The 26,480-nt window shown below is 71.2% G+C and carries 22 protein-coding genes and 1 pseudogene; 16 read left to right on the top strand and 7 right to left on the bottom strand.

Annotated features, from left to right (window positions below; translation table 11 throughout):
- Positions 1-63: 63 nt before the first annotated feature.
- Positions 64-2,793, bottom strand: coding sequence for a phosphoenolpyruvate carboxylase (ppc, locus tag MNO14_RS00590; RefSeq protein ID WP_241944885.1), 2,730 nt, complete (start codon positions 2,791-2,793; stop codon positions 64-66).
- Positions 2,794-2,849: 56 nt separating this feature from the next.
- Positions 2,850-4,214, bottom strand: coding sequence for a glutamate--cysteine ligase (locus MNO14_RS00585; protein WP_241944884.1), 1,365 nt, complete (start codon positions 4,212-4,214; stop codon positions 2,850-2,852).
- 151 nt (positions 4,215-4,365) lie between these two features.
- Here MNO14_RS00585 and MNO14_RS00580 point away from each other — a divergent pair, with 151 nt between their 5' ends.
- Both MNO14_RS00580 and MNO14_RS00575 read left to right on the top strand, forming a co-directional pair.
- Positions 4,366-5,226, top strand: a complete 861-nt coding sequence (locus tag MNO14_RS00580; RefSeq protein WP_241944883.1) for a helix-turn-helix domain-containing protein — start codon at positions 4,366-4,368, stop codon at positions 5,224-5,226.
- A 173-nt stretch (positions 5,227-5,399) separates the two neighbouring features.
- A complete protein-coding gene (locus tag MNO14_RS00575; RefSeq protein WP_241944882.1) occupies positions 5,400-6,515 on the top strand; it encodes an MBL fold metallo-hydrolase in 1,116 nt (371 codons plus the stop codon).
- A 147-nt stretch (positions 6,516-6,662) separates the two neighbouring features.
- On the opposite strand, the gene MNO14_RS00570 is transcribed toward MNO14_RS00575, so the two are convergent.
- Positions 6,663-6,803, bottom strand: coding sequence for a hypothetical protein (locus MNO14_RS00570; RefSeq protein WP_241944881.1), 141 nt, complete (start codon positions 6,801-6,803; stop codon positions 6,663-6,665).
- A gap of 33 nt (positions 6,804-6,836) precedes the next feature.
- On the opposite strand from MNO14_RS00570, the gene MNO14_RS00565 reads away from it, so the two are divergent.
- Positions 6,837-7,826 (top strand): trypsin-like serine protease, encoded by a 990-nt coding sequence (locus MNO14_RS00565; protein ID WP_241944880.1) that lies wholly within the window; start codon positions 6,837-6,839, stop codon positions 7,824-7,826.
- 75 nt (positions 7,827-7,901) lie between these two features.
- Complete coding sequence (locus tag MNO14_RS00560; RefSeq protein WP_241944879.1) at positions 7,902-8,201, top strand: hypothetical protein; 300 nt, start codon at positions 7,902-7,904, stop codon at positions 8,199-8,201.
- Positions 8,202-8,222: 21 nt separating this feature from the next.
- Here MNO14_RS00560 and yihA read toward each other — a convergent pair whose 3' ends face one another.
- On the bottom strand, positions 8,223-8,852 hold the full coding sequence (gene yihA / locus MNO14_RS00555; RefSeq protein WP_241944878.1) for a ribosome biogenesis GTP-binding protein YihA/YsxC: 630 nt from the start codon (positions 8,850-8,852) through the stop codon (positions 8,223-8,225).
- Between the two features lie 132 nt (positions 8,853-8,984).
- Between yihA and MNO14_RS00550 the strand changes: the two are divergent.
- The 6 genes and pseudogenes from MNO14_RS00550 to MNO14_RS00525 form a co-directional block, all read left to right on the top strand.
- Positions 8,985-9,755: pseudogene (locus MNO14_RS00550) on the top strand (cytochrome c4); the annotation flags it as partial.
- Between the two features lie 353 nt (positions 9,756-10,108).
- Positions 10,109-10,768 (top strand): thiol:disulfide interchange protein DsbA/DsbL, encoded by a 660-nt coding sequence (locus MNO14_RS00545; protein WP_241944877.1) that lies wholly within the window; start codon positions 10,109-10,111, stop codon positions 10,766-10,768.
- Between the two features lie 47 nt (positions 10,769-10,815).
- Entirely contained in the window at positions 10,816-11,613 is a 798-nt protein-coding gene (locus tag MNO14_RS00540) for a thiol:disulfide interchange protein DsbA/DsbL (protein WP_241944876.1), read from the top strand.
- A gap of 35 nt (positions 11,614-11,648) precedes the next feature.
- Positions 11,649-12,416, top strand: coding sequence for an endonuclease/exonuclease/phosphatase family protein (locus tag MNO14_RS00535; protein ID WP_241944875.1), 768 nt, complete (start codon positions 11,649-11,651; stop codon positions 12,414-12,416).
- A gap of 57 nt (positions 12,417-12,473) precedes the next feature.
- Positions 12,474-13,646: a class I SAM-dependent rRNA methyltransferase gene (locus MNO14_RS00530; protein ID WP_183424986.1), complete on the top strand. Its 1,173-nt coding sequence runs from the start codon at positions 12,474-12,476 to the stop codon at positions 13,644-13,646.
- Position 13,647: 1 nt separating this feature from the next.
- Positions 13,648-15,753, top strand: coding sequence for an NHL repeat-containing protein (locus MNO14_RS00525; RefSeq protein ID WP_241944874.1), 2,106 nt, complete (start codon positions 13,648-13,650; stop codon positions 15,751-15,753).
- Positions 15,754-15,773: 20 nt separating this feature from the next.
- Here MNO14_RS00525 and MNO14_RS00520 read toward each other — a convergent pair whose 3' ends face one another.
- A complete protein-coding gene (locus tag MNO14_RS00520) occupies positions 15,774-16,265 on the bottom strand; it encodes an Lrp/AsnC family transcriptional regulator (RefSeq protein WP_241944873.1) in 492 nt (163 codons plus the stop codon).
- Positions 16,266-16,560: 295 nt separating this feature from the next.
- On the opposite strand from MNO14_RS00520, the gene MNO14_RS00515 reads away from it, so the two are divergent.
- From MNO14_RS00515 to MNO14_RS00495, 5 genes are all read left to right on the top strand, one after another.
- Complete coding sequence (locus tag MNO14_RS00515) at positions 16,561-18,810, top strand: TonB-dependent receptor (protein ID WP_241944872.1); 2,250 nt, start codon at positions 16,561-16,563, stop codon at positions 18,808-18,810.
- 70 nt (positions 18,811-18,880) lie between these two features.
- Entirely contained in the window at positions 18,881-20,335 is a 1,455-nt protein-coding gene (locus MNO14_RS00510; RefSeq protein ID WP_241944871.1) for an amidase family protein, read from the top strand.
- Entirely contained in the window at positions 20,335-20,967 is a 633-nt protein-coding gene (locus MNO14_RS00505) for an FMN-binding negative transcriptional regulator (protein WP_241944870.1), read from the top strand. Before MNO14_RS00510 ends, MNO14_RS00505 begins: the two co-directional genes overlap by 1 nt.
- On the top strand, positions 20,964-21,944 hold the full coding sequence (locus tag MNO14_RS00500; RefSeq protein WP_241944869.1) for an alpha/beta hydrolase: 981 nt from the start codon (positions 20,964-20,966) through the stop codon (positions 21,942-21,944). The genes MNO14_RS00505 and MNO14_RS00500 overlap by 4 nt, the downstream gene beginning before the upstream one ends.
- Entirely contained in the window at positions 21,941-23,905 is a 1,965-nt protein-coding gene (locus MNO14_RS00495) for a S9 family peptidase (RefSeq protein WP_241944868.1), read from the top strand. The genes MNO14_RS00500 and MNO14_RS00495 overlap by 4 nt, the downstream gene beginning before the upstream one ends.
- Positions 23,906-23,934: 29 nt before the next feature.
- On the opposite strand, the gene MNO14_RS00490 is transcribed toward MNO14_RS00495, so the two are convergent.
- Positions 23,935-24,507, bottom strand: a complete 573-nt coding sequence (locus tag MNO14_RS00490) for a LysE family transporter (RefSeq protein WP_241944867.1) — start codon at positions 24,505-24,507, stop codon at positions 23,935-23,937.
- Between the two features lie 249 nt (positions 24,508-24,756).
- Here MNO14_RS00490 and MNO14_RS00485 point away from each other — a divergent pair, with 249 nt between their 5' ends.
- Complete coding sequence (locus MNO14_RS00485) at positions 24,757-25,905, top strand: aldo/keto reductase (protein WP_241944866.1); 1,149 nt, start codon at positions 24,757-24,759, stop codon at positions 25,903-25,905.
- Positions 25,906-25,923: 18 nt separating this feature from the next.
- Here the strand turns inward: MNO14_RS00485 and MNO14_RS00480 are convergent, their stop codons facing one another.
- Positions 25,924-26,466 (bottom strand): nucleoside 2-deoxyribosyltransferase domain-containing protein, encoded by a 543-nt coding sequence (locus tag MNO14_RS00480; RefSeq protein WP_241944865.1) that lies wholly within the window; start codon positions 26,464-26,466, stop codon positions 25,924-25,926.
- Positions 26,467-26,480: the final 14 nt, after the last annotated feature.

Here is a 26,480-nt window from a genome sequence, read left to right as displayed (position 1 = left end):
ACCGCCGGCGCGCGTCGGCGGGACGGGACGGAAGGCCGTGTCGAACGTGCGCGGCGGTCCGACTCAGCCGGTGTTCTGGATGCCCGCGGCAATGCCGTTGACGGTCGAGATCAGCGCGCGCAGCAGGTTGTCGTCCTCGCGGTCGGCGGCGCGCCAGCGGCGCAGCAGTTCGACCTGCAGCAGGCTGATCGGATCGACGTAGGGGTTGCGCAGGCGGATCGACAACTGCAGGCGGTAGTCGTCGGCCAGCAGCACGTCCTGGTCCTTGAGCAGCAGGATCGCGTCGCGGGTGCGGCGGAACTCCGCCGCGATCTCGGGGAAGAACGCGGCATGAGCGTCGCCGGCCAGCTGCGAATAGCGCTCGAAGATGTCGATGTCGCTCTTGGCCAGCAGCATCTCGACATCGTCGAGCGCGGCGCGGAAGAACGGCCAGTCGCGGGCCATCTCGGTCATCGCTTCGCGGCCGTGGCGCGCGATGCCGTGCGCGAGCGCGGTGCCCAGGCCGTACCAGCCGGTCAGGCCGGAGCGGTTCTGCGCCCAGGCGAACACCCAGGGAATCGCGCGCAGGTTGGCGATGCCGCCCTCGCGCCGACGCGAAGGCCGCGAACCGATCTGCAGCCGCTCGATGACATCGATCGGCGTGGCGGCGCGGAAGTAATCGGGGAAGTCCTCGCGCTCGTGCACCAGTGCGCGGTAGTGCGCGCGCGAGACGCCGGCAAGTTCGCTGGCCAGGGCCCGCCAGGCGTCCTCGCGCGGGTCGGCCGGGCGCGGACGCAGCGTGGCCTGCAGCACCGCGGCGGCGGTCTGTTCGAGGTTGCGCAGCGCCAGCGCGCGGATGCCGTACTTGCGGTGGATCACCTCGCCCTGCTCGGTCACGCGCAGCACGCCGTCGACCGAGCCGCGCGGCGCGGCATGGATCGCGCGGCCGGTCTTGCCGCCGCCGCGACTGACCGAACCGCCGCGGCCGTGGAAGAAGGCGATGCGCACCCCGGCGGCCTGGGCCAGCGCGGTCAGTTCAACCTGGGTGCGCTGCAACGCCCAACGCGAGGCCAGCAAGCCACCGTCCTTGGCGCTGTCCGAGTAGCCGAGCATCACGGTCTGGCGGTCGCCGCGCGTGGCCAGATGCGCCCGGTAGCGGGGATCGTCGAACAGCGCGCGCATGACCGCCGGTGCCGCCTCCAGGTCATCGACGGTCTCGAACAGCGGGGCGACATCGAGCGGTACGTCGCCGTCCTCGACGCAGCCGGCGATGCGCGCCAGCGCCAGCACCGCCAGTGCATCGGCGGCGCTGCGCGCCATCGAGATGATGTACAGGCCGGTCGCAGCCTCGCCGTGGCTGCGACGCAGATCGACCACGGCGCGGAACACGCCGAGTGTCGAGGCGACGACATCACCGTCGTCGCCGGCCGGTGCCCGCGGCGGCGCGTCGAGCATCGCGTGCAGGCGTTCGACGCGCGCGGCGACATCGCGCGCCGCCCAGTCGCCGCCGTCGATGCGGCCGAGGACCTCGTCGTGGACCGCCGAATCCTGACGCAGGTCGAGGGCGGCGAGATGGAAGCCGAAGGTGCGCGCACGCCACAGCAACCGTTCGAGCGCGAAGCGCCCGGCGTGCTCGCCGCGGTGCGCGCGCAGGCTGGCGTCGATCAACACTAGGTCGTCGATGAACGCGCCGGCGTCGGGGTAGCCGGCGCGATGCTCGGCCGCGGTCGCCGCCAGGCGCGCGTCGATCAGGTCGAGCAGCCGCCGGTAGGGCATATCAGCGTGCCGTGGATTGAGCACCGCCTCGGCGTCGGGCAGCCGCCGCCGATAGTCGTCGACCCGCACCAGCACCGCGTCGTCGATCGTCGCCCGGCCCAGGGTTTGGGTCAGCACATGGCCCAGCCCGCGCAGGTCGCGGCGGTACTGCGCCAGCGCCAGGCTGCGTTGGGCGCCAAGTGCGGCGCGCATGGTGGCGGCGTTGACGTTGGGATTGCCGTCCATGTCGCCGCCGACCCAGGTTCCGAAGCGCAGTACCTGCGGCAAGGTGGGCCGCGTGCCGTAGACGCGTTCGATCGCGTCGCCGAGCGCTTCGTAGAACACCGGCAGCACGCGGTAGAGCACGTTCGACAGATAGAAGCCGACATGGTCGACTTCGTCGGCGACGGTGGGTTTGCGCGCCGGCGATTCGGAGGTCTGCCAGGCCGAGGCGAGTGCCTGCCCGATCCGGGCGTCGTCGGCCCGGCGCTCGGTCGGTGTGCGTTCGCGGTCGATGTCGGCGATCAGCCGTTCAACGATCGTGCGCTCCTTTTCCAGCAGCACCCGGCGCACCGCCTCGGTCGGATGCGCGGTGAACACCGGCTCGACATGCAGCCGCGAAAGACACCCCTGCAAGTCCTCGAGGGTCACGCCGTCCTCGTGCAGCGCGCGCACCGCGGCTTCCAGTCCACCGGGCTGCGGCGCGTCGCTGGCGCGCTGGTAGTCGCGGCGACGGCGGATGCGGTGCACGCGCTCGGCCAGATTGACCGCGCCGAAGTAGGCGGCGAAGGCGCGCACCAGCACCTCGGCATCGTCGGTGGCAACCTGCGACAGAGCTTCGGCTAGCGCATCGACCGGGGTGCCGGATTCGCGCCGCGCGATCGCCGCGCGCCGCAGCGCCTCGACGCGCTCGAGCAGCGCCGGCGAGGCCTGCTCGGCGAGCATGTCGCCGACCATCGCGCCGAGTCGGCGGACATCGTCGCGCAGCAGGGTATCGGTGCGCGCGAACTCGACGTCGCGCAGCGGTAAGGCGGGGTCTTGGGAGGCGTCTGGCGTCATCCCGACAACTTACACAAGCCGAGGCCGCGATGGGTGACGGGCCTGCGCCCCGGCGGTCAGTAGGCGAACTCGCGGAACACGTGGTCGATGTCGCCCTGCCAGGGGCCGTGGTACAGCGCGAGCTTCTGCTCGGCCGGGGTCTGGCCCGACTCGGCGATCTCGATGAGGGTCTCCAGGAACACGCGCTCGTCCTGGCCGTCGCCATTGACGCGGGCGCGGCGCTGCAGACCGGCGGCGGAGATCTTCAACGCCTCGATCGCCAGGTCGCGCAGCGTGCCATGCCGCCACGGCGTGGCGAGCGCCTGCCGGGGCACCGCGTCGCGCAATGCGTTGCGCTCGGTGAGCGTGAGGTCGCGCACCAGGTCCCAGGCCGCGTCGAGCGCAGTGTCGTCGTAGAGCAGGCCGACCCAGAACGCAGGCAGCGCGCACAGCCGGCCCCAGGGGCCGCCATCGGCGCCGCGCATCTCCAGGTACTTCTTGAGCCGCACCTCGGGGAACGCGGTGGTCATGTGATCGGACCAGTCGCGCAGCGTCGGCAGCTGGCCGGGCAGCGCCGGCAGCCGGCCGTGCAGGAAGTCGCGGAAGCTCTGGCCGCTGGCGTCATGGTAGACCCCGTCGCGATAGGAGAAGTACATCGGCACGTCGAGCAGATAGTCGACGTAGCGCTCGTAGCCGAAGCCTTCCTCGAACACGAAGTCGAGCATGCCGGTGCGGTCGGCATCGGTGTCGGTCCAGATATGCGAGCGGTAGCTCAGAAACCCGTTGGGCTTGCCTTCGGTGAACGGCGAATCGGCGAACAGTGCGGTGGCCACCGGCTGCAGCGCCAGTGACACGCGGAACTTCTTGACCATGTCCGCTTCGGACGCGTAGTCCAGGTTGACCTGCACCGTGCAGGTGCGGGTCATCATGTCCAGGCCGAGCGTGCCGACCTTGGGCATGTAGTCGCGCATGATCCGGTAGCGGCCCTTGGGCATCCACGGCATCTCGTCGCGCCGCCACTTGGGTTGGAAGCCCATGCCCAGAAAGCCCAGGCCCAGCTCTTCGGCGACCGCGCGCACTTCGCGCAGGTGCGTGTGCACCTCGCTGCAAGTAGCGTGGATGTCGATCAGCGGCGCGCCCGACAGTTCCAGCTGCCCGGCCGGCTCGAGGGTCACCGAGGCGCCGTCCTTGAGCAGAGCGACGGTGCGGCCATTTTCGTCGACCGGCGCCCAGCCGAACCGGGTAAGCCCGGTCAGCAACGCCTCGATGCCCTGCGGGCCGTCGAACGTCGGCGGGCGCAGATCGGACAGGCGGAAGCCGAACTTCTCGTGTTCGGTGCCGATGCGCCAGTCGGCGGGCGGCTTTTCGCCCGAAGCCAAGACCTCCACCAGGGTGTCGCGGTCGGTGATCGGCGTATCGGCGACGTGGCTAGGGCTGGACAAGAGAAGGCGCTCGCAGGCGTTGAGGCAGGGACGACCGCAGGCCAGCCGCGGGAATGCGCGCACTATACCGGTTGCATCGGCGGCCATCGTTGAGCGGATCGGGTCGCAGAATTCCGCCGGTGGCGCATGCTCGGCGGTAGCATCGGCGGCGATGGACGCCGCCCCGCCCGACCCCGACGGCCTGCTGCCCGCGCTGGCCTCGCTTGCCGACTGCGCGCACGCAGAGGGCTACACCTGCATCGCGGCGCGGCGCGAGCACGGCGCCCGCTCGGTCGCGATCGATCGGCCGCAACTGGCGATCGTGCTGCAGGGACGCAAGGTCGTGCGCACCGCGACGCAGGTGCTGGCGTTCACGCCCGGCGACGCCTTCCTGGTCACGCGCGCCTGCCGGATCGACGTGGTCAACGTGCCCGACGCGCGGACCGGCCGCTACCTGTCGGTGGTGATCCCGCTGTGTGAGGAAGCACTGGCCGCCGCACGGGAGCTGTGGAATGAACCGCTGCCGGCCGCGGGACAGGCACTGGCGCGGATGCCGGCGATCGACCACGCGCGGACGCTGCTCGACTGGCGCCGCGCGCTGGCCGACGGCCGCTACACCGAGGCGCGGCTCGCGCTGGCCGCGCTCATCGTGACGCTGTGCCGCCACGGCCACGGCAGCCTGCTGCTGCCGCCGGTGCCCAGCCTGGCCGAGAAGGTGCGCGAGCGGGTGACGACCGACCCGGCGCGCGACTGGCGCTCGCGCGACCTGGAGGACCAGCTCGGCCTGAGCGGCGCGACGCTGCGACGAAGGCTGGCGGCCGAGCGCACGTCGCTGCGCACGCTGGTCGCCGAGGCGCGACTGGCGCACGCGATGACGCTGCTCTACACCACGACGCTGCCGCTCAAGACGGTGGCCGCGCGCGTGGGCTACCGCTCTGTCCGCAGCCTGGCGGCGCGCTTCCGCGCCCGCTACGGCTTCGACCCGGGCGACATCGGCAACGCCGGGACCGCGCCCGGGAACGATGCGCGATAGCCGGTCGCGTATGTCGGGCGCGCGTCGAGTCGGGTCGATACTCGTGGCTGGCAGCCGGCCGACGTCGCACGCACCGCACGCAGCACGCGATTGAGCGATTCGCGCACGTTTCTGCGCGCACCGCGCGGCGGCCCGGGCACACGATGCGGATTCCTTTCTTCCGGACCCGCCGCATGCCCCTCCCCGCGTCCGCGCTGCGCGCGCTGCTCTTACCCGCCCTGCTGGCGATCGCCCCGCTGTCGTCCGTGTCCGCCGCCGGTGCCGCCGATGCCCAGGTGCCCGGCTTCCAGCACCATGACATCGGCACGCTGCGGGTCACCGCGCTGTTCGACGGTGTGGTCGCGTTGCCGCGCCAGCAACTGCACGGTCTCGACCCCGGCCAGGTCGCCCGACTGCTCGACGGGCATTACGTGCCCGAACGCGCCGACGGCATCCAGACCGCGGTCAATGCCTATCTCGTCGAGCGCGACGGTCGCCGGCTGCTGGTCGATGCCGGCACCGCGCAGTGCTTCGGCGACGCACTCGGCCAGGTGCCGCGCAATCTCGCCGCCGCCGGCATCGACCCGTCGTCGATCGACGACGTCCTGCTGACCCACGCACACCCCGATCACATGTGCGGCGTACTCGCGGCCGACGGGAGGCCGGCGTTCGCCAACGCGACACTATGGCTGTCGGCTGCCGACGCGGCCTGGTGGCTGGACCCGGCGAACGCGGCCGATGCGCCGGACAGGATGCGGCCGGCGTTCGCGATGGCACAACGCGCGGCCGCGCCGTACGCCGCGCGCGGGCGACTGCGGCGGTTCTCGCCCGGCGATGCGTTGCCTGCCGGCGTGCGTGCGCTCGATTCGCGCGGGCACACCCCCGGCCACGTGTCGTGGCTGATCGACGGCGGCGCCGGCGCGCAACTGCTGGTCTGGGGCGACATCGTCCACTACCACGCAGTGCAGTTCGCACGGCCCGAGGCCAGCTACGAAGCCGATAGCGACCCCGCGGCGGCAATCACAAGCCGGCGCCGGCTGCTGGCCGAAGCGGCGACGCGCGGCTGGTGGGTCGCAGGCGCACACCTGCCCTTTCCGGGTCTGGGCCACGTGCGCCGCGACGGCGACGGCCACGCCTGGGTGCCGGTGGAGTTCGCGCCCGTGCCGCGGTCGCACGACGACGCAGCGGGCGGCATCGGCCATGCCCCACGCTGTGTCGAGTCGGCGGACTGGCCGCCATCTGAATGGCCCCGACCGTATTCACCCACACATGAATATGCGGCAGCGCGCGCTGCGCCCGATCATCCGTGACTCCAATCACAACCACGCCCGCGGGTTTATGGCCATAGTGGCCGCTCGCGATTGCTGCGACATTCTGTCGCACCGCGCCATCGCCGCCGTATCGGCTCGATGCCCGTCGTCGCATGGCGCGGCGCAGGACAGGAGGTGCCCGCAAGGTCATTGCCGTATCGATGCATCGCCTTCGCCGCGCAGCCGCGCGTCGAACGGCCTCAACGCCGCATCGCCATCGAACGCACGCCGGACCGCATCGCCGGGCGGCCCGGGTGTTCGCGACACGCTCTTTCCGGCGTATTTCACCAGGACCATCCATCGACACAAGGAGTAATTGCGATGAAGCATGTCACCGCATTGGGATTGACCCTCGCGCTGGGCGCACTGAGCGTCGGCGTGGCGAGCGCTGAACCCTTGAAGTTCGAAAAGCTGGGCCAGAAGGCCCGATTCATCCACGGCGACGACCTGGTGACCGGCGTCCAGCCCGAGACCGCCACCGCCAACCGCCCGCCGACCCTGCTGCAGAAGGCCGGGGGCCTGAGCACGGTCATGGCCACGCGCGAAGGCGACCAGTACATCGCGACGATGGACCCGCGCGATGTCGCGCTGTTCGAGCAGGCGATCGAGGCCCTCGAGGTGCTGGGCCGTACGCCCGCCGCGACGCCCGGGATGCCGCCCTCGCTGCCCCGGACCGACGGCCTGCCGACGGTCTCGCCCAAAGTGGTCATCGGCGCCGACGACCGCGTGCAGGTGACCAACACCACCGTCGCGCCGTTCTACAACATCGGCCGCATCGGCATCGGCTGCACCGGCACGCTGATCGGCCCCAAACATGTGCTCACCGCCGGCCATTGCGTGTCCAACGGCGCGGGCAGTTTCTATTCCAGCCTCAACTTCACCGTGGCGCAGAACGGCAGCTACCAGCCCTGGGGCACGACGTCCTGGAGCCGGGTCATGACCACGGGCGAATACCACAACGGCGGCAACACCAACTACGACTATGCGTTGATCGTGCTCAGCGCGCCGCCGCACGGCGGCTACGCGGCCTGGGGCACTTACGGCGGCGGCACCCACACCATCACCGGCTATCCGGGTGACAAGCCGTTCGGCACGATGTGGCGGCACTCGGGCACGGTCAACACCAGCGGTTCGTTCCGGCTGTGCTATACGATCGACACCGCCGGCGGCAACAGCGGCAGTGGCATCTACGACAGCGGCTATGTCGTGCGCGGTGTGCACACGACCGGCTCGTCGAGCCAGAACTGCGGCACGCGGATCACTGCCACGGTGCAGAACACGGTGCAGAACTGGATCTCCAGCAACCCCTGACCGGCGCGTTGCCGACCCTCATGGCGCCCGCAGCATGGGCGCCATGACCTCCACCCGCAGACCACAGGAGGCTCCATGAGACCGTTGCTCGCCACGCTCGCCCTGCCACTGCTGTTGACCGCCTGCGGCGCGACGCCCTCGCAGACATCCACGCCACGCGCGCCGCTCGAGGCGGCGACCATCGTCGGCAGCGCCGAATCCCCCGACCCGGTGCTCGAGCGGGTCCAGGCGCTGGAACGGCAAGGCGTCGTCGAGAACGTCGTCGTGCAGGAATCGTTCCCGGTGCAGATCCGCCTGCGCGCGCCGCGCGAGGTGATCGACGAACTCCAGGCGATGCCGCGGGTCGGTGCACCGCGCCCGACCGCGCCGCAGTAGCGCATCGGGCAAGACGCCAGGTCAGTCAGCGCCGGGGGCGGGTGCGCCGATCTCCATCCAGCGCGCGACCACCGCGCGCAGTTCGTCGACGCCCGCCTTGGATTCCGACGAGAACGTCTGCACGCTGACCTGCTCCCCGTGCTGGGCCTGCAGTTCACGGCGCACCGCCTGCAAGGTGTTACCCGCCGCGCCGCGGCCGAGCTTGTCGGCCTTGGTCAGCAGCGCATGCGCCGGTGTGCCGTTGCGGACCGCGAACTGGATCATCTGCCGGTCGTAGTCCTTGAGCGGGTGGCGGATGTCCATGACCACCACCAGACCGCGCAGCGCCTGGCGATGGGCGAAGTAGTCGGCAATGAACGCCTGCCAGTGCGCCTGCAGCTCGCGCGGCACCTTGGCGTAGCCATAGCCCGGCAGGTCGACCAGGAACCGGCGCTCGTGCGGCGGCAGCTCGAAGTACACCAGCTGCTGCGTGCGGCCGGGGGTCTTGGACACACGCGCCAGCGCGTTCTGTCGGCACAGCGCATTGAGCGCACTGGACTTGCCGGCATTGGAGCGGCCGGCGAACGCGACTTCGAAGCCGTCGTCGGGCGGAAGCTGGCGCGGAACGTGCGCGGCGAGCAAGTACGCGGCGCGGTTGAAAGGATTGGACATCGGCATAGCTTGGCACACCGCCCCTGCGGCGTCCGGTCGCGGTTTGACCGCTTCGGGTCCGCCACACATAATTTCAACCCTCGCGAGCCGCATTCCGCCGGCCGCAGCGTCGAGAATTCTCGGAGCCCAGCCATGCGCCACGCTCGCGTCTTTGCTATCGCCGGCTTTGCCGCCCTCGTGGTCGGCGCGGTCGCGTTCGCCCAGTCCACCGTGGCGCCGTTGCCCGACGCCCCCGAAGTGGAGGCGGTCGACCTGGATAGCCATCCCGACGTCAATGCGGTCGCCGCGCTGGCCAAGGCACGTCCGGGCGATGCGCAGAAGGGTGGCCAGCTGGCCGGCACCTGCGCCGCCTGCCACGGCGTGGACGGCAACGCCGACGCCGCGCCGACGGTCTATCCACGCATCGCCGGCCAGAGCGAGCGCTACGTCGCCCGGCAGCTCGCGCTGTTCAAGAGCGGCGAGCGCATGAACCCGATCATGCAGCCGTTCGCCGCGATGCTCAGCGCGCAGGACATGCGCGACCTGGGTGCGCATTACGCGCTGCAGAAGAGCGGCGCGGGCATCGCCGACGATGCGGTCGTCGAAGGCGGCCCCTACGACGGCATGAAGTTCTACGAGATCGGCCAGACGCTGTTCCGCAGCGGCGACGCCAAGCGCGGCATCCCGGCGTGCATGGCCTGCCATGGCCCGGCAGGCGCCGGCAACCCCGGCCCGGCGTACCCGCATGTCGGTGGCCAGCAGGCCTGGTACAGCGCCGCGCGCCTGCAGGCCTACCGTGCCGGCGAGACGCAGGAGGCCGACCGCCACCTGTTCGACATCATGGCCACGGTCGCCAAGCCGCTGACCGATCAGGAGATCGAGGCGCTGGCCAGCTACATGCAGGGCCTGCACACGCGTCCCGACCCGAAGATGCTGGCCGCGATCGAGGCCCAGGCCGCGGCGATGCCGGCACCGGCCACGCCGCCGGCCGAACAGCCGGTCCCGCCGACCGACGAGACCGCCGAGCAGGCCCAGCAGAACGACGGCACCGCCGAGGCGGCCCCGGCTGCCGACGCACCCGCCGAGCCGGCGCCCGCCGCGACCGAGTGAGCGTCGCCGCCGGGCGTGGGCCATGCACGGTCCTGCCCGATCCCGTATCGTCCGCAACGCCGGCCGGGCTTCCCGCGCCGGCGTTCGTGTGTCCGTCCCACCGTGCTGTGTCCATCCCCGTGTTCCCGGCCGGCCTGCGCCGCGCCGCTCCAGGAGTCCACGCCGCCATGTCCGTCTCCCGTTTCGTTCCCGCCTGGTGTCGCTGGCTGGCCTGCGCGCTGTTCGCGCTGGCGGCCGCCCTGCCCGCCGCCGCGCAGTCGCCTGCGCCGGTGGAGAACGTCGACTACGCCGTGATCGAAGGCGGCACGCCGTGGCAGCCGCTCGACGGCCATGTCGAGGTGGTTGAGGTGTTCTCCTACGGCTGCATCCACTGCTTCCATTTCCAGCCGATGATCGACGCGTGGCTGGCCCGGCAGCCGCGCGATGTGCGCTTCACGTACCTGCCGGCAGTGTTCACCGCGGGCGACCCGTTCGCGCGGGCGTTCTTCGCCGCGCAATCGCTGGGCATCGACAAGCGCACGCATGCCGCGGTGTTCGACGCGGTCCACAAGACCGGCGAGTTGCCGCGCAGCGGCGCGAGTCTCGATGCGCTGGCGACGTTCTACGCCGCGCACGGCGCGCCATCGCAGGCGGCGTTCAAGGCCGCGATGACCAGCGCGCAGACCGACGAGCGGCTGAACGCAGCGCAGGCCTTCGCGCTGCGGAGTGGCCTGCAGGGCACCCCGACGCTCATCATCAATGGCCGCTACCGGGTCCAGGCGCGTACCCTCGAGGGCGCGCTGACGATCGCCGACCAGCTCATCGCCCGGGAACGCGTCCGGCCCTGAGCCGGCGACCGAGCCCCGTACCGAACGCTCACATCGAGAGACCATCCATGAAGATCCGCCATTCCCTGCTGGTGCTGCTCGCCCCCGTCCTGATCGCCGCCTGCGGGCAGCAGCCCGACCCGGCCGCCGCGCCCGACGCCGCGCCGACTGCGCCGGCTAGCGCGCCCGCAAGCGAGCAGGCCCCCACGCCCGACGCAGCTCAGGCCCCGGCCGCCGAAGCGGGCAACGAGGCCGAGGCCGCCGCACCGGCCGCCCACAATCCGGTCGTCGCGCCCGAAGGCCCGGCCCCGGTCGCCGGCACCGACTACGTCGTCATCGACAACGGCCAGCCGTTCGCCCAGACCGCCGGCAAGATCGAGGTCGCCGAGGTGTTCGCCTACTGGTGCGGCCATTGCGCCGCGTTCGAACCGCTGGTCAACGCCTGGAAGGCCAAGCTGCCCGACGACGTCAACTTCGTCGCCGTGCCGGTGGTGTTCGACCAGAACGACCAGTTCCCGCGCGCGTTCTACGCCTCCGAGGCGATGGGCACGCTGGCGCGCACGCACGACGCGACGTTCAACGCTATCCACATCGAGCGCAAGCTGCGCCAGAACGCCGATGCCGACAGCATCGTGGCGTTCTACGGCAGCCTGGGCGTGGACCCGCAGCGCTTCCGCAGCACGATGCAGAGCTTCGCGGTCAATGCGAACCTCGGCCGCGCGCGCCAGTTCGCGACCCGCAGCGGTGTCGACTCCACGCCGACGCTGGTCGTGGCCGGCAAGTACCGCATCATTGGCCGCAAGTCGCTCGAGGACATGCTGCGTATCGCCGATCACCTGATCGCAACGGAGCGTGCCGCACGCTAGGGCCGATGCCGCAGCCCGACCCGACGCCCGCCCCAGTGTCCGAACCCGCACCGCAGCGCCTGCGGCTGCTCAGCGCCAACATCCAGGCCGGTTCGAGTACCCGCCGCTACACCGACTATGCGACCCGCAGCTGGTCGCACGTGCTGCCGGCCGGCAAGCGCACCGCGCTCGATGCGATCGCGGCGCTGGCCGGCCGCCACGACATCGTCGGCCTGCAGGAGGCCGACCCCGGCAGTTGGCGCTCGGGTTTCACCAACCAGACCCACTACCTCGCCGAGCGCGGCGGCTTCGCGTTCTGGAGCCACCAGCCCAACCGCCGCGTTGGCACGGTTGCCTCCAGCGCCAACGGCTTGCTGAGCCGGCTAGAACCGGTCGAGGTTATCAACCACGCCCTGCCCGGCCGGATCGGCGGACGCGGCGTGCTGCTGAGCCGGTTCGGCGAAGGCACCGAAGGCCTGGTGGTCGCCATCGCGCACCTGTCGCTGGGCGCGCAGTCGCGACGCTCGCAGCTGGCCTTCATCTCCGAAGTGCTGCAGGACTATCCCAACGCGGTGCTGATGGGCGACTTCAACTGCACCTGGGACCGCCCGGAGATGGACGTGCTCTACCGCGGCACCGGCCTGCAGCCGCCGGCCTGCGAGGTGCACACCTTCCCCAGTTGGCGACCGCAGCGCGCGATCGACCACATCCTCGCCACCCGCACGCTGCAGTGCACGAACATGCAGGCACTGCCGGCGGCATTCTCCGACCATCTGGCCCTGTCGACCGAGCTCGTGGTACCGGCCAACGCGCTGCGCCGCTGAGTCGCGCACGCCCGCCTGCGGGCGGGCCGCTGCGCGGCGAGCGCGTAGAATGCCGCGATGACCAACACCCCCAATCCCGTTGTCCGCCTCAAGAATGCCTGGCGTTCGAGTCATCCCTGGATCTTCCAGCGCCTGGTCGACAAGCCCGCACAGCGGCCCAAGCCCGGCAGCATCGTCGAAGTCGTCGGCGTCGACGGCGAATGGATCGGCCGCGGCTTCTACAACGGCCATTCGCGCATCGCCGTGCGCATTCTCGAAACCCATCCCGATGTCCCGGTCGACGCGGGCTGGTTCTCGCGCAAGATCGCCGACGCGGTCGCGCTGCGCCGCGAGGTGCTCGGGCTCGACGCCGTCTCCGACGCCTGGCGCGTGGTGCACAGCGAAGGCGACGGCATCAGCGGCCTGGTCGTCGACCGCTACGGCGATCTGCTGGTGGTCGAGTTCTTCAGCGCCGGCGCATTCCGCCACCGCGACTGGATCTTCGAAGCACTGCGCGAGCAGTTCCCCGGCTGCCGGTTCCACAGCTTCGCCGACGAACACGTGCAGAAGCAGGAGAGCTTCGACTTCCGCGGCAGCACGCCGGCCGAGCCTGCGATCATCACCGAGCACGGCGTGCGCTTCCGCGCCGATCCGGCCGGTGCACACAAGACCGGCTTCTTCGCCGACCAGCGCGAGAACCGCGAATGGCTCAGCCGCCAAGTCGCGGGCAAGCGCATGCTCGACCTGTGCTGCAACACCGGCGGCTTCGGCGTGTACGCGGCCGTGCGCGGCGCCAGCGAAGTGGTCGGCGTCGACATCGATGAGGACGTGATCGAGATCGCCAAGGGCAACGCCCGCCTCAATGACGTGCGCATCCGCTTCGTGCAGGCCGACATCTTCCCGTGGCTGCGCGACGCGGCGAACGCGGGCGACGCCTACGACGTCGTCGTGCTCGACCCGGCCAAGATGACCCGCGATCGCGATCAGGTGATCCCGGCGCTGAAGAAATACCTGGACATGAACAAGCTGGCGCTCGGCGTGGTGAAGCCGGGCGGCCTGCTGGCGACGTTCTCGTGCACCGGCCTGGTCAGCGAGGAGCAGTTTCTGGACATGCTGCGGCGCGCGGCGTTCTACGCTGGCCGCACGATCCAGGTGCTCAAGGTCGCCGGCGCCGGCCCCGACCACCCGTTCCTGGCGCACGTGCAGGAATCGCGATATCTGAAGGCGGTGTTCTGCCGCGTGCTCGACTAGCGTGACGGCGCGGCTGCGGCCCGGCGCACGCCGGGCGCTGTGGGGCGTGGCGGCGCTGACGCTCATCGCACTCGCGGTCAGCGTCTGGTGGGAGCGTCGACACAGCGAACCGCCACCGCTCGGTCCACCGTCGGCGGGCCTGCCGGCGCGTCTCGAACTGGTGGCCGGCGACGGGCATCGCGGCACGGTCGACGGCGATTGGGCACAGGCGCGCTTTGACGATCCCTACGGCATCGCGGTCGCCGCCGATGGCACGGTCTTCGTCGCCGAGGGCGGCGCGTCCAACCGCATCCGGCGCATCGCGGCCGACGGTCGCGTCGACACGTTCGCCGGCGGGGCCGAGGGCTTCGCCGACGGCCGCGGCGCGCAGGCGCGCTTGCACACGCCCTCGGGCCTGGCGATCGACGCTGCCGGCACGCTGCTGGTCGCCGATACCGGCAACCACGCGATCCGCGCGATCGCGCCCGACGGCACGGTGACGACGCTCGCCGGCACCGGCGAGGCCGGCTTCGCCGACGGCCCAGCCGCGCAGGCCCGCTTCCATGCGCCGACCGGGGTCGCAGTCGACGCGGCGGGACGGGTGCTCGTGGCCGACGGCTTCAACGACCGCATCCGCGTGATCGAGCACGGCCAGGTGCGCACGCTGGCCGGCGACGGCCAGCCGGGTTTCGCCGATGGCAGTGGGAGGCAGGCGCGCTTCGACACGCCGAGCGGCGTCGCGGTCGATGCCGAGGGGATCGTGTGGGTCGCCGATACCGGCAACCATGCGCTGCGCCGCATCGCGACCGATGGCACCACCACGACGCAGGGCCTGTACGGCAACGACCCCGATGCGGCCCCGTCGGCGCCGGTCTCGATCGCGATCGACGCGCAAGGCCGCCTGTACCTCGGCGAACTCGCGCGCGGACGCGTGCTGCAGATCGCGCCCGACGGCCGCACGCACGTGCTGACCGGCCGCGACATGGCCCAGCGGCTGGCGCGGCCGACCGGGCTCGCATTCGATGCCTGGAACCGGCTGTGGGTCGCCGACGCCGCCGCGTATCGCGTCCACCGCGTCGTGCAGGTCCGCCCGCAACGCACCAAGCAGAATCTCACCAATGCCGCCGTCGGCCCGGCGCCGGACAGCGCGCTGCCCGACACCCGCGGCCGTTGGCCGCTGGCGCCGCAGGACGGCTGGCACGAAGTCGTCGGCACGCTCGGCGAGGTGCGCGGCAACTTCCGCGGCGAGTCGCGCCACCACCTGCATGCGGGGTTCGACGTGCGCGGCGATGTCGGCAGCCCGGTGCTGGTGATCGCCGACGCCAAGATCGCCAGCCCGTTCGCCGCCGCCGGGTTCGGCGACCAGGCCGAGCACCTGGTCCTCGACGACCTGACCTACATGCACATGCGCGTGGGCCGCACGCCGCGTGGCGAGGCGCTCGACCCGCGCTTCCAGCTGATCGCCGGAGACGACGGGCGCACCGCGCGCGTGCGCATCGCGCGCGGCACGCGGCTGCGCGCAGGCGATGCGATCGGCACCATCAACGCGCAGGCGCACGTGCATCTCATGGTCGGTCCACCCGGCTATCAGCGCAACGCGATCGGGCTTGGCTTCCGCCACTTCGTCGACACCGTCGCGCCGCGCATCGACGACCTCGCCTTGCTCGACGCGAGCGACCGGCCGATCGTCGAGCGCGAAGACGGCCGGCTGCGCGTGCCGCGCGAAGGCGGCGGCGTACAGATCGTCGTCGAGGCCTGGGACCAGGTCGACGGCAACCTGCCGCGCCGGCGCCTGGGCCTGCACGCGCTGGGCTGGCAATTGCTGACGGCCGACGGCACGCCGCTGCCCGGCTTCGAGACCCCGATGATGACGATCGACTTCGATCGCATGCCGCCGCACCGCGAGGCGGTGCGCGTGGCCTACGCGGCCGATAGCGGCATCACCGTGCACGGCGCCTCGCGCACGCGCTTCCGCTATGCGGTCAACAACGTCGTGCGCGACGGTCGCCTCGAACCGGCGCTGTGGGACCCGGCAACATTGACGGGCGGCGACTACGTGCTGCGCGCGGTGGTGCGCGACGCCAGCGGCAACACCGCGACGCGCGAGCTGCCGCTGCGGCTGCACTAGCGCGCGCGGCGCGCACCGGATCAGCGCAACGCGGGCGCGTCGTCGGTCAAGGGATAGCCGGCGAAGGCCTTGACCTCGTCCATCAGGAAGTGCGAGACGATCTTCTCCACGCCGTCGTCGCCGCTGAGCAGCGCGCGGGCGACGTCCTTCCAGTGGTGCACGTCGCGGACGATGACCCGCAGCATGTAGTCGTAAGGGCCGGACACGCGGCTGGCCTCGACGATCTCGGGCATCGCCAGGATCCGCCGGTCGAACTCGGTGAAGCCCTCGAGCGCGTGTTGGCGGAAGCTGACCTGCGCCATGACGATCGTCGCCGAGCGGATGCGATCGACCGCGACCTGCGCGCGGTAGCTGTGGATCAGGCCGCGCTGCTCCAGCGCTCGCACGCGCGCCAGACACGCGCTGGGCGACAACGCGACGCGCTCGGCCAGCGCTTGGTTGGTGATACGCGCGTCCTGCTGCAGCACGTCGAGGATTCTCAGATCGGTGCGGTCGGGCGAGCGGATCGTCATGGCGGTCGGCGGGCAAGCCTGGCGGTGGCAGGGACGGTACAACGTACCGAATTTCGGGGCATGGAACGCAGATCCTGCGAAATTGTGCGGCCGATTCCGCCGCATATGCGGGCATTTCTATCTCTTCTATTTTAGATTCAATTGCTTACGTGATATCCGCCCGCCGTGGAATCTGCTGGACGCGGTCGCGCGCGTCTTCCAATACTCGAAACGCGTCGCAACCGCGCCGGGAAGGGGACGCCCGGCGCCGCCATGACACGGATCCGTGTCCAGCCACCGCCAACCGGGGATTTCCATGCAGCCGCTCACCGTTTCACGTCTGGCCCGCGCGCTTCATCTGGCCTGCCTGTGTGTTCCCCTGATGGCCTCGGGCCTGGCGCTGGCGCAGGACCCGGCCGCCGCCGACGCCCCGCCCTCGACCACCGAGCTCGACACCATCGTCGTCACCGCTGGCAAGCGCCAGGAATCGGTACGCGAGATCGCCGGATCGGTCTCGGCGGTCACCGGCCAGCAGCTCGAAGACCTCGGCGCACAGTCGCTGGCCGACTACATCCAGCGCACGCCCGGCGTGGTGTTCAACAACTACCAGCCCGGCGTCTCGCACGTGGTCATGCGCGGCATCGCGACCAGCTCGGGCAACGTGCAGGGGCAGACCACCACCGGCTACTTCCTCAACGAAGTACCGCTGACCGAGCCGGGCTGGACGATCGTCGTCCCCGACATCGACGCCTTCGACATCAATCGCGTCGAGGTGCTGCGCGGACCACAGGGCACGCTGTTCGGCTCGGCATCGATGGGCGGAGCGATCAACTATGTCGCCAACCTCGCAGACGCCTCGGGCTTTGACGCCGCCGCCGAGCTCACCGCCAGCCAGACTCGCAATGCCGACGTCGGCTTCGGCGCCAAGGCGATGGTCAACCTGCCGATTGCCGAGGACGTGCTCGCGGTGCGGGCGGTTGCGCAGCTGCGCGAGGATCCGGGCTACCTCGACAACGTCGGCCTGGGCCGCGACGGCAGCAATGACAGTCGCACCGCCGGCGGTCGCCTGTCGATCACGCTGACGCCGTCGCAGGCCACCACGCTGAGCTGGTTGAGCCTGTGGCAGAACACCGATGCCGACGACAACAGCTATCGCATCGCCGGGCTCGGCGAGTTCGAGCGCACCACCGCGATCCCCGAGTTCACCGACACCAAGGTCGCGGTGCACAGCCTGCGGCTAGACCAGGACCTAGGCTTCGCCACTCTGACCGCGCTGCTCGCCCAGCAGGACAAGCGCCAGGACTGGCAGTTCGACTACACCCCGATCCGCGGCGCCTACAACGCCGACCTCGGGCTCGACCTCGACACCCCGCTGTACATCGCCTCCGGTGGCGAGAGCACCGGCCGCAGCCTGGAACTGCGACTGGCCTCGTCCGGCGCCCAGCGGCTCGAATGGCTGGTGGGCGGCATGGTGTTCGAGACCGACAAGGCCACATACGAGGCGCTCGGCGCGCAGGGCGCAGCCGGCGCGTTCGATCGTTCGCCGCTGTTCGGGCCGGGCAGCGGCGCGGTGATCGCGCCCGACGATGCAATCTTCAACGCGTTCTACAGCCATCTCGACGGCACCGAACTGGCAATCTTCGGCGAGGGGACGTTCCACTTCAACGACCAGTGGAAAGCCACGCTCGGCGGCCGTTTCTTCCGCACCCGGGTCGAATCGCGCAGCACCCAGGTCGGTTTCTCGACCTGGCCGGGCGATCCGCTCGTCACCCGCGCGCGCACCGACGAGGACGGCTTCAATCCGAAGGCGTCGCTGACCTGGACGCCGTCGCAGGATCTGATGGTCTACGCGCTGGTGTCGGAGGGCTTCCGCTTCGGCGAGCCCAACACCGGTGGCCTGAGCGCCTATCCGATTCCGCCGGGCTCGCGCAGCGACAGCCTGGTCAATTACGAACTGGGCGCGCGCAGCAGCTTCGCCGACGGCCGCTGGCTCGTCGACGCGACGCTGTTCTATGTCGACTGGAAGGACATCCAGTTGCGCCTGCAGACGCCGGACTTCTACAACTACGCCAGCAACGGCGGCCAGGCCTACAGCCGCGGTGTCGAACTGGCGACGACCTGGCGGCCGGTCGCCGGCTTCGACTGGCAGTTGGCCGCCACCTGGCAACAAGCCCGGCTGGACGAGGACCTGGAGATCCTCTGGGCCGGCACCGCGCCGGCCGGCGCGCAGTTGCCCGGTTCGGCCGACTGGACCGTCAGCAACGTGCTCAATTACCAGTTCGACACGCGCTTTGCGCCGACGCTCACGCTCGCCCATCAGTACATCGGCAGCGGCATCAGTGACCTGGCATCGGCGGTGCCCGGCGCGGTCCGCCACACCCAGGGCAACTACACCACGGTCGACCTGCGCTACCGCATGACCTTCGGGACCACCGACCTGACGCTGTTCGGCAGCAACCTCGGCGATGTGCGCGGCATCACCCGCAGCGTGTCCGAGGTCAACGGCATCGGCCAGGGCCTGGTGCGGCCGCGCACCTTCGGCGTGACGGTGCACTGGCGCTATTGATGCTGCGCGGGGCCGCCGCCGGTCCCGTTCGACCCATGCGCGCACGGCGCGACAGGAGATGCACGACCCCATGACGTCATTCGATTCCCCGGCCGGACGCGCCGACGCGCTGGCGCTGGGCCGGCTGGACGCGCACGCGCAGGCGGCGCTGCGCAACGACGGCGCGTTGTCCGCACTCGACCTCACCGAGGCGGCGATCGTCCGCGCGCAACTGCTCGATCCCGCACTCGGCGCGTTGAGCCACCAGGCCTTCGATGCGGCCCGGCAGCGCGCCCGCGCACTCGATGCCGCGGGCCCGGACCCGGCCGCACCGCTGGCCGGCGTGCCGTGGCTGGCGAAGGATTCGCTGCGCGTGCCGGGCATGCCCACCCGCGGTGGCTCACGCAGCCGCAGCAGCGAACCGGCGACCGACGCACCGCCGTTCGTGCAGCGCTTCGACGCCGCGGGCCTGGTGGCGATCGGCAAGAGCGCGATGCCCGAGTTCGGCCTGATGGGCTCGACCGAGCCGCTGCTCGGGCCGGTCACGCGCAACCCGTGGTCGCGTGCGCATTCGCCCGGCGGCTCCAGCGGCGGGGCCGGTGCCGCACTCGCAGCCGGCATCGTGCCGCTGGCGCACGGCAGCGACGGCGCCGGCTCGATCCGCATTCCGGCCTCGGCCTGCGGCGTCGTCGGGCTCAAGCCCGGACGCGGCGCCTGCGTGCCGGTGCGCGGCCGGCATGCGATCGAGGACCTGATCGTGGCCGACAGTCTGATGTCGCGCAGCGTCCGCGATACCGCCTGGGCCTTCGCCACCGCACATCCCGACCGGCCGCTCCAGGTCACCGGGCCGGATCGGCGGCGGCTGCGGATCGGCCTGGTGCTCGAATCGCTGCCTGGCCTGGCGCCCGACCCCAAGGTCGCGGCGGCGACGCAGTCGGCGGCCCACCTGTGCGCATCGCTGGGCCATGACGTCGACGCCGTGACCTGGCCGCTCGACAGCGACGCGGTGTGGGCGGCGCTGCACACCCTGTGGTCGCGGCTGGGCGTGGACGCGGTCGAACTGGCGACCGCCCAGGGCGGCGCCGCATTCGCGCAGCGCGCACTCGAGCCGTGGACCTTGGGCCTGGCGCACTGGCACGAGGCGCACTGCGGGGTCGCGGAGCTCGAACGCGCCTGGACCACCGTGGCCGCGCTGCCCGATGTGTTCTCGCGCTTCCACGCCCACTACGACGTGCTGCTATGCCCGACCCTGCGCACGCTGCCGCCGACGCTGGGCACGCTGGCCCCCGACCGCGACTTCGCCGCGCTGTTGCCGGCGATGTTCGAATGGATCGCCTACACACCGCTGCAGAATCTTGCCGGCACACCCGCGATCTCGCTGCCGCTGGCGCATGGCGCTGACGGCCTGCCGATCGGGGTGCAGTTCGCCGCCGATCGCGGCCAGGAGGCGCTGCTGCTGGCGCTGGCCTACGAACTGGAAGCGGCCGCACCCTGGCAAGATCGTTGGCCACCGACATCGGTGGCCACCTACGAGGACACACGCTGATGGGTCACGCCCGCGACACCCGCTATGCGCCCCGCGACGACGGCGACATCGTGCGCCTGATCCAGGCGCAGCCCTTCGCCTGGCTGGTCTCGCCCGGCGGCGACGATGCCGCGTTCACGCCGTTGCCGCTTCGCGTGGAGTGCGATGCCCAAGGGCGACTGGTGGCGCTGCGCGGACACCTGGCACGGCGCAATCCGCACGTGGCCAGGCTGCAACGCGATCCGCGGGCCCATGCCCTGGTCATCGGGCCGCACGCCTACGTGTCGCCGAGCTGGCTCGACGACCGCACCCAGGCCCCGAGCTGGAACTACGCCGCTGCGGCGTTCACGCTGGAGGTCGCCTGCAGCGAGCGCGAGGCCGACATCGCCGACGAACTCGATGCGCTGGTGACGTCGATGGAAGCCGGCCGCCCGAACGCCTGGTCGATACAGGAGATGGGCGAGCGCTACGCGCGCCTGGCGAGCGGCGTCACCGCCATCCGCGGGCACATCGTCGACACCCGCGCCACGTTCAAACTCGGCCAGGACGAGGCATCGCACGACTTTGCGCAACTGCTCGCCGGACTGACCCGCGGCGGCGAGCACGCGCTGGTGGACTGGATGCGCGACTTCGCCGCGGACCGCGACGCATGAGCGCAGCGTCCGACGCGCTGGACCCGATGCTGCGCGGCTTCGTGACCGCGATCTGCAGCGAAGGCGCACGCCTGGCCGGCGGCCGCGTCCTCGACTGGCCACAGCGGCGCGCGATCGCCGAGACCGTGCGCGCGCCTTGGCGCACGGGCGGGCCGACGATGGCGCAGACCACGACGCATCGCATCGACAGCGCGGCGGGCGCCTTCGACCTGCGCCTCTATCGCCCGGCAATGGCGAGCACCCCCGCGCCTGCGCTGATCTACGTGCACGGCGGCGGCTGGTGCCTCTTCAGTCTCGACACCCACGACCGGCTGATGCGCGAACTGGCCGCGCGCGCGGGCATCGTGGTGGTCGGGATCGACTACGCACTCGCCCCCGAGCATCCCTATCCGACCGCGCTGCGGCAATGCGTGGACGCGGTGCGTGCGGTGCGTGCGCGCGCCGACGACTTCGGCCTCGATGCCACGCGGCTGGCGATCGGCGGCGACTCGGCCGGCGCCAACCTCGCACTCGCCACCGCGCTGCAGTTGCGCGACGCGGACGGGCACACGGGACTGGCCGGCTTGCTGTTGCACTACGGCGCGTTCGACACCGCGATCGACGCCGACTCGGCGGCGACGCTGGGCGCCGCCGACGCCATGCTCGGCGCCGACGAGATGGCCGACTACTGGCGCGCCTACCTCGGCCCTGCGGCGGAGCATTGTCGTGATCCTGCGGCCGTGCCCGCCCACGCCGCATTGCACGCCCTGCCGCCGACGCTGCTGCTGTGGGGCGAACGCGACGTGCTCGCTGCGCAGAACGCGGCGATGGCGGCGCGCCTGCGTGCGAGCGGTGTCGAGGTCGACGCGCAGGCCTATGCCGGCGCGCCGCACAGTTTCCTGGAGGCGATGTCGGTGTCCGAGATCGCCCGCGATGCGCTGGCGCGCGGCGCCGGCTGGCTGCGTGCGCGGCTGGCGCCTGCAGGCGTGGGCGCATGATCCGCCGCCTGAGCCTGGGCCTGCTGCTCCTGCCCGTACTGGCCGCGGCAAACACCACCGCACGCAATCACCTGCCGACGCCCGAGGACATCGCCGCGCTGGCTGCCGTGGACGATCCGCAGATCGCGCCCGACGGGCGTCGCATCGCTTACACCGTCGGCACGCCGCAGCCCGGCGGCGCCGCGCCGCGCACGCAGGTATGGCGCGTGGCGTTCGACGGCGACACCGCGCCGCGCGCCCTACCGGTGCCGGACGCGGCCCAGGACCGCCAGCCGCGCTGGTCGCGCGACGGTCGGCAGTTGCTATTCCTGTCCGACCGGCGGCGGCCGGGCGCCGACGCCACCGGCCCGACCCAGGTCTGGCGCGTCGACGCCGACGGCGATGCGGCGACACCGCTGACCGACACGCCCGCCGATGTCACTGCGTTCGACCTGTCGTTTGATGGCGCGCAGCTCGCCTGGCTGCAGACCGACCCGCCGTCGCCGATCGAAGCTGCGCGTCTGGCGGCCAAGGACGATGCCGTCGTCGTCGAGCGCCCGACGCGTTTCTCGCGCGTGTGGCTGCGTGCGCTGCCCGATGGCGCGGCACGTGCGCTCACGCCGGTCGGCCTGCAGGTCCACGACCTGGCGTGGTCGCCCGACGGCCGCACGCTGGCGCTGCGCACGTCCTCGGGCACCACGCTCAACGACTACTGGTACGACTCGGCGGTGGTGCTGCTCGATGTCGCCAGCGGACGCATCGGCGCGCCGCTAGAGCCGCACGCCTCTGCCCATCCGCTGCAGTGGTCGCCCGACGGCCGCCGACTGCTGTACGGGCGCCTGGGCACGCACGGCATGGTCGCCACACCGATCGTGCACGACATTGATCGCCGTACCCGCATCGCGCTCGGCGCACACTGGCCGGGCACGTTGTGGCTCGCGCGCTGGCAGGACGATGCGACGCTGCTCGGGCAAGGCCAGCGCGGCATGCGCGGCGCCTTCGTGCAACTGGATGCGGCGACCGGCGCGGCGATCGAACGCGCGCGGCCGCAGATTCCATTTCGCAGCTTCACCGTCGCCACCGATGGCCGTGCCGCGTATCTCGGCCTGCGCGACGACAGCCCCGGCAATGTCTGGACCTTCGACGGCGCGCGACTGACGCAACGCAGCGACCACCATCCGCAGGTCGCCGGCTGGCGGCTGGGCCGGGTGCGCGAACTCGAATGGCCGGCCTCGCGCGATGGCCGCGTGATCAGCGCGCTGCTGGTCACCCCGTCCGACTGGGATGGCACGACGCGGCTGCCGACGCTGGTGCAGATCCACGGTGGACCCGCCTGGGCGTGGTGGTCGGGCTGGCAGGGCTCGTGGCACGAATGGGCGCAGTTGCTCGCCGCACGCGGCTACGCGGTGCTGCTGCCCAATCCGCGCGGTTCGGAAGGACACGGCAACGCCTTCGCCGAGCTCGCCCGCGGCGACTGGGGCGACGGCCCGTTGCAAGACGTGCTCGACGGGCTCGACCTGCTCGAGCGCGACGGCATCGCCGATCCGGCCCGCGTCGCGATCGGCGGCTGGAGCTACGGCGGTTATCTGTCCGCCTGGGCAGTCGCGCGCAGCGACCGCTTCCGCACCGCGATCGTCGGCGCCGGCGTGCTCGATCTGGCGAGCGCGGCGCTGACCAACGACGTCCCCGACTACCTGCCCGGCTACTTCGGCGATCCGCTGCACGAGCGCGCGCGCTACGACGCGCAATCGCCGGTCCACCATGCGCGCGCTGTCCGCGTGCCGGTGCTGATCCTGCACGGCGAGGCCGACGCGCGCGTGCCGCTGTCGCAGGCGCAGATGTTCCATCGCGCGCTGCGCTTCAACGGCACACCGGTCGAACTGGTCACCTATCCGCGCGGCCCACATTGGTTCCACGAAAAGGCGCACGAGATTGACCTGCAGCAACGCGTCGTCGACTGGCTGGATCGCACCCTGCGCTGAGCGCGTCTGACGCAGACAAGGCGCGTGCGTCAATTGAACGCCAGCCGCACGCCGAAGCCAACCAGGCACGCGCCGGCGATCCGTCGCATCCAGCCGGTGATGCGCGGATCGCGGGCGACATGCGCGCGCAGCGCGTGGCCAACAAGGATCAGCAGCGAGCAGTACAGCAGCCCGAGCATCCAGATCAGCCCGGCCATCGCCGCGAATGTCGCGACATCGCGGTGCTGCGCCGCATCGATGAACAGCGGAAAGAACGCCATGTAGAACAGCACGGCTCTCGGATTGAGCAGCGTGATCAGCACGCCCTCGCCGAACCAGTGACCGTTGCCCATCTCGACCATGCCCGCACCATCGCCGCGCCTGCGCAGCAGTTGCACGCCGATCCACACCAGATACACGGCACCGAGCCATTGCACGCCACGGAACAGCATCGGGTTGGCGGCGAGCAGCGCGGCCACGCCACCGGCGGCCAGCCACAGCAGCACCTGATCGCCGAGCGCCAGGCCGAAGAGCGCCGCATAGCCGCTGCGCACGCCACCACGCGCGGTCGCGGTCAACAGCGCGAACGTGCCCGGCCCCGGAATCGCGAGGAACACGAGCACCGCGAACCGAAGGTCGTCAGATCGGAGATGCCCATCCAGCCCATGTCGTCAGCACCCCGGATCGAGCACGCATGATACGCAGGCAACCGACCATCCCCGCCTGCGGGACACGCAGGGCCGCCGCGGCGCCGGTCGGATTCACGTCGCCTCGTCGGCATGGCCGGCACGGTAGGCAGTCGCGGGCATCGATGCAGGGCGGCCGGACGGTCGGGACGCGATGGCCGCCATCCCCTGTCGCCGGAGATTCCCATGCATTCACGTCGCAGCTTCCTGTCCGCCGCCGCACTCGGCGCCGCCACCCTCGCCGCCGCGCCGCTGGTCGCCAGCGCGCAGACCACACCCGGCGATGTCCTGCCGACGCAGGGCCGTCGCCGGTCCACTGCGCTGCCGACCAATCCCGCGGGCGGCCGCAGATACCGCCCGAGCGCGCGCGTCGGACTCGGCGGCGCGCCGCTCGGCAACAACTGGGCGGTCGTCACCGAAGACGACGCGCAGGCCACGCTGGAGGCCGCGTGGGACGGCGGCATGCGCCTGTTCGACACCTCGCCCTGGTACGGCCTCGGCCGCTCCGAGCGTCGTTTCGGCCACGTGCTGGGCCAGAAGCCGCGCGCGGAGTACGTCATCTCCAGCAAGGTCGGCCGTCTGCTGACCGCGACGCAGGAAACGCCCAAGGTCGGCTGGAAGGACCCGCCGCCGTTCGACTACCGCTACGACTACAGCGCGGCCGGCACCCGCCGTTCGATCGAGGACAGCTTGCAGCGCCTGGGCATCGACGCGATCGACATCGTGCTGATCCACGACCTGTCGCCCGACAACGGCGACATGAAAGAGCGCTGGACCGAGTACTTCGAGCAGGCCCGCACCGGCGCCTTCGTCGAGCTGACCAAGATGCGCGAGGAAGGCCTGATCAAGGCCTGGGGCATGGGCGTCAACACGCCCGACCCTGCCCTGCGCGCGATCGAGGTCGCCGATCCGGACATCTTCCTGCTCGCCTGCCAGTACTCATTGCTCGACCACCAGCGCGCGCTCGACGACACCTTCCCCAAGCTCGCCGCAAAGGACATCTCGGTCATCGTCGGCTCGCCGCTGCTGGCCGGCTTCCTGACCGGGCGCGACCGCTACCTGTACGGGTCGCAGCCGGTGCCGGCCGATGCCCAGCAAAAGCGCGCGAAGGCCGAAGAGATCGTGCGCGCACATGGCGTCGACCTGCGCACCGTGGCCCTGCAGTTCGCCAATGCACCCGAGGTCGTCTCGGCGATCGTGCCCGGCGCGCGCAACGCGCGGCAGGTGCAGGAGAACATCGCCTCGATGTCGGTGGCGATTCCCGGCGGCGTCTGGGACGACCTGCGGCGCGCCGGCATCGTCGCCGAGCACGCGCCAGTGCCCGCAGCGGGCTGACGGGCCCTGCGCCCGGCGCTACGGCGCCGGGTGCGAGGCGGCCAACCGGGCACGCACCGAGTCGATCAGCGCCGGCAGCGTCTCCACCCGCGGCACGCCGTAACGCTCGGCAGTGATGTCCAGGTTGCCCTTGCGGAAGTAACCGGCTGGCGCTGCCAGCAGCAGCTTGCCCGAGCGCGCGTACAAGCCGAATTCCAGCAACGTGATCGGGCTCTGCGTGCCCGGCGCGAAATACATCAGCACCAGATCCGCCCGCTCCAGCGCCGCGAGCTCCCACTCCACCTGGCGCCGGAACTCGGGCTCGTCCGCCTCCGGCCGCCAGGCCGGGTTCCAGTCCGCACGGCGCGGATTGAGCAGCACCACGTCCAGATCGGCGAGCGCGGCCTGGATCTGCTGCTGCCAATCGCCAGCACGGCCCATCTCGATGCTGCCGGCCAGAAACACCGTCGGTCGGCCGTCGTCGGGCAGCGGGTCGGGCGAGACGACCGTCGTCGCCGCGAACGCCGACAGCGGCGCGAGGGTGGCGATCGCGAGCAACGGCGCGAGCAAGGATCGGAGCATCGTGGCCATACCTG

It is taken from the genome of Luteimonas sp. S4-F44 (assembly GCF_022637415.1).
Classification (GTDB): Bacteria; Pseudomonadota; Gammaproteobacteria; order Xanthomonadales; family Xanthomonadaceae; genus Luteimonas.
Note: the sequence above shows the minus strand (reverse complement) of the source record. Positions and strands in the feature narration are given on the sequence as shown.

Bases quoted from the DNA above. Each gene is read 5' to 3' on its own strand.
- ppc (WP_241944885.1), bottom strand. From the start codon at position 2,793: ATGACGCCAGACGCCTCCCAAGACCCCGCCTTACCGCTGCGCGACGTC.
- MNO14_RS00580 (WP_241944883.1), top strand. From the start codon at position 4,366: ATGGACGCCGCCCCGCCCGACCCCGACGGCCTGCTGCCCGCGCTGGCC.
- MNO14_RS00575 (WP_241944882.1), top strand. From the start codon at position 5,400: ATGCCCCTCCCCGCGTCCGCGCTGCGCGCGCTGCTCTTACCCGCCCTG.
- MNO14_RS00565 (WP_241944880.1), top strand. From the start codon at position 6,837: ATGAAGCATGTCACCGCATTGGGATTGACCCTCGCGCTGGGCGCACTG.
- MNO14_RS00560 (WP_241944879.1), top strand. From the start codon at position 7,902: ATGAGACCGTTGCTCGCCACGCTCGCCCTGCCACTGCTGTTGACCGCC.
- yihA (WP_241944878.1), bottom strand. From the start codon at position 8,852: ATGTCCAATCCTTTCAACCGCGCCGCGTACTTGCTCGCCGCGCACGTT.
- MNO14_RS00545 (WP_241944877.1), top strand. From the start codon at position 10,109: ATGTCCGTCTCCCGTTTCGTTCCCGCCTGGTGTCGCTGGCTGGCCTGC.
- MNO14_RS00540 (WP_241944876.1), top strand. From the start codon at position 10,816: ATGAAGATCCGCCATTCCCTGCTGGTGCTGCTCGCCCCCGTCCTGATC.
- MNO14_RS00530 (WP_183424986.1), top strand. From the start codon at position 12,474: ATGACCAACACCCCCAATCCCGTTGTCCGCCTCAAGAATGCCTGGCGT.
- MNO14_RS00520 (WP_241944873.1), bottom strand. From the start codon at position 16,265: ATGACGATCCGCTCGCCCGACCGCACCGATCTGAGAATCCTCGACGTG.
- MNO14_RS00515 (WP_241944872.1), top strand. From the start codon at position 16,561: ATGCAGCCGCTCACCGTTTCACGTCTGGCCCGCGCGCTTCATCTGGCC.
- MNO14_RS00510 (WP_241944871.1), top strand. From the start codon at position 18,881: ATGACGTCATTCGATTCCCCGGCCGGACGCGCCGACGCGCTGGCGCTG.
- MNO14_RS00505 (WP_241944870.1), top strand. From the start codon at position 20,335: ATGGGTCACGCCCGCGACACCCGCTATGCGCCCCGCGACGACGGCGAC.
- MNO14_RS00500 (WP_241944869.1), top strand. From the start codon at position 20,964: ATGAGCGCAGCGTCCGACGCGCTGGACCCGATGCTGCGCGGCTTCGTG.
- MNO14_RS00495 (WP_241944868.1), top strand. From the start codon at position 21,941: ATGATCCGCCGCCTGAGCCTGGGCCTGCTGCTCCTGCCCGTACTGGCC.
- MNO14_RS00485 (WP_241944866.1), top strand. From the start codon at position 24,757: ATGCATTCACGTCGCAGCTTCCTGTCCGCCGCCGCACTCGGCGCCGCC.
- MNO14_RS00480 (WP_241944865.1), bottom strand. From the start codon at position 26,466: ATGCTCCGATCCTTGCTCGCGCCGTTGCTCGCGATCGCCACCCTCGCG.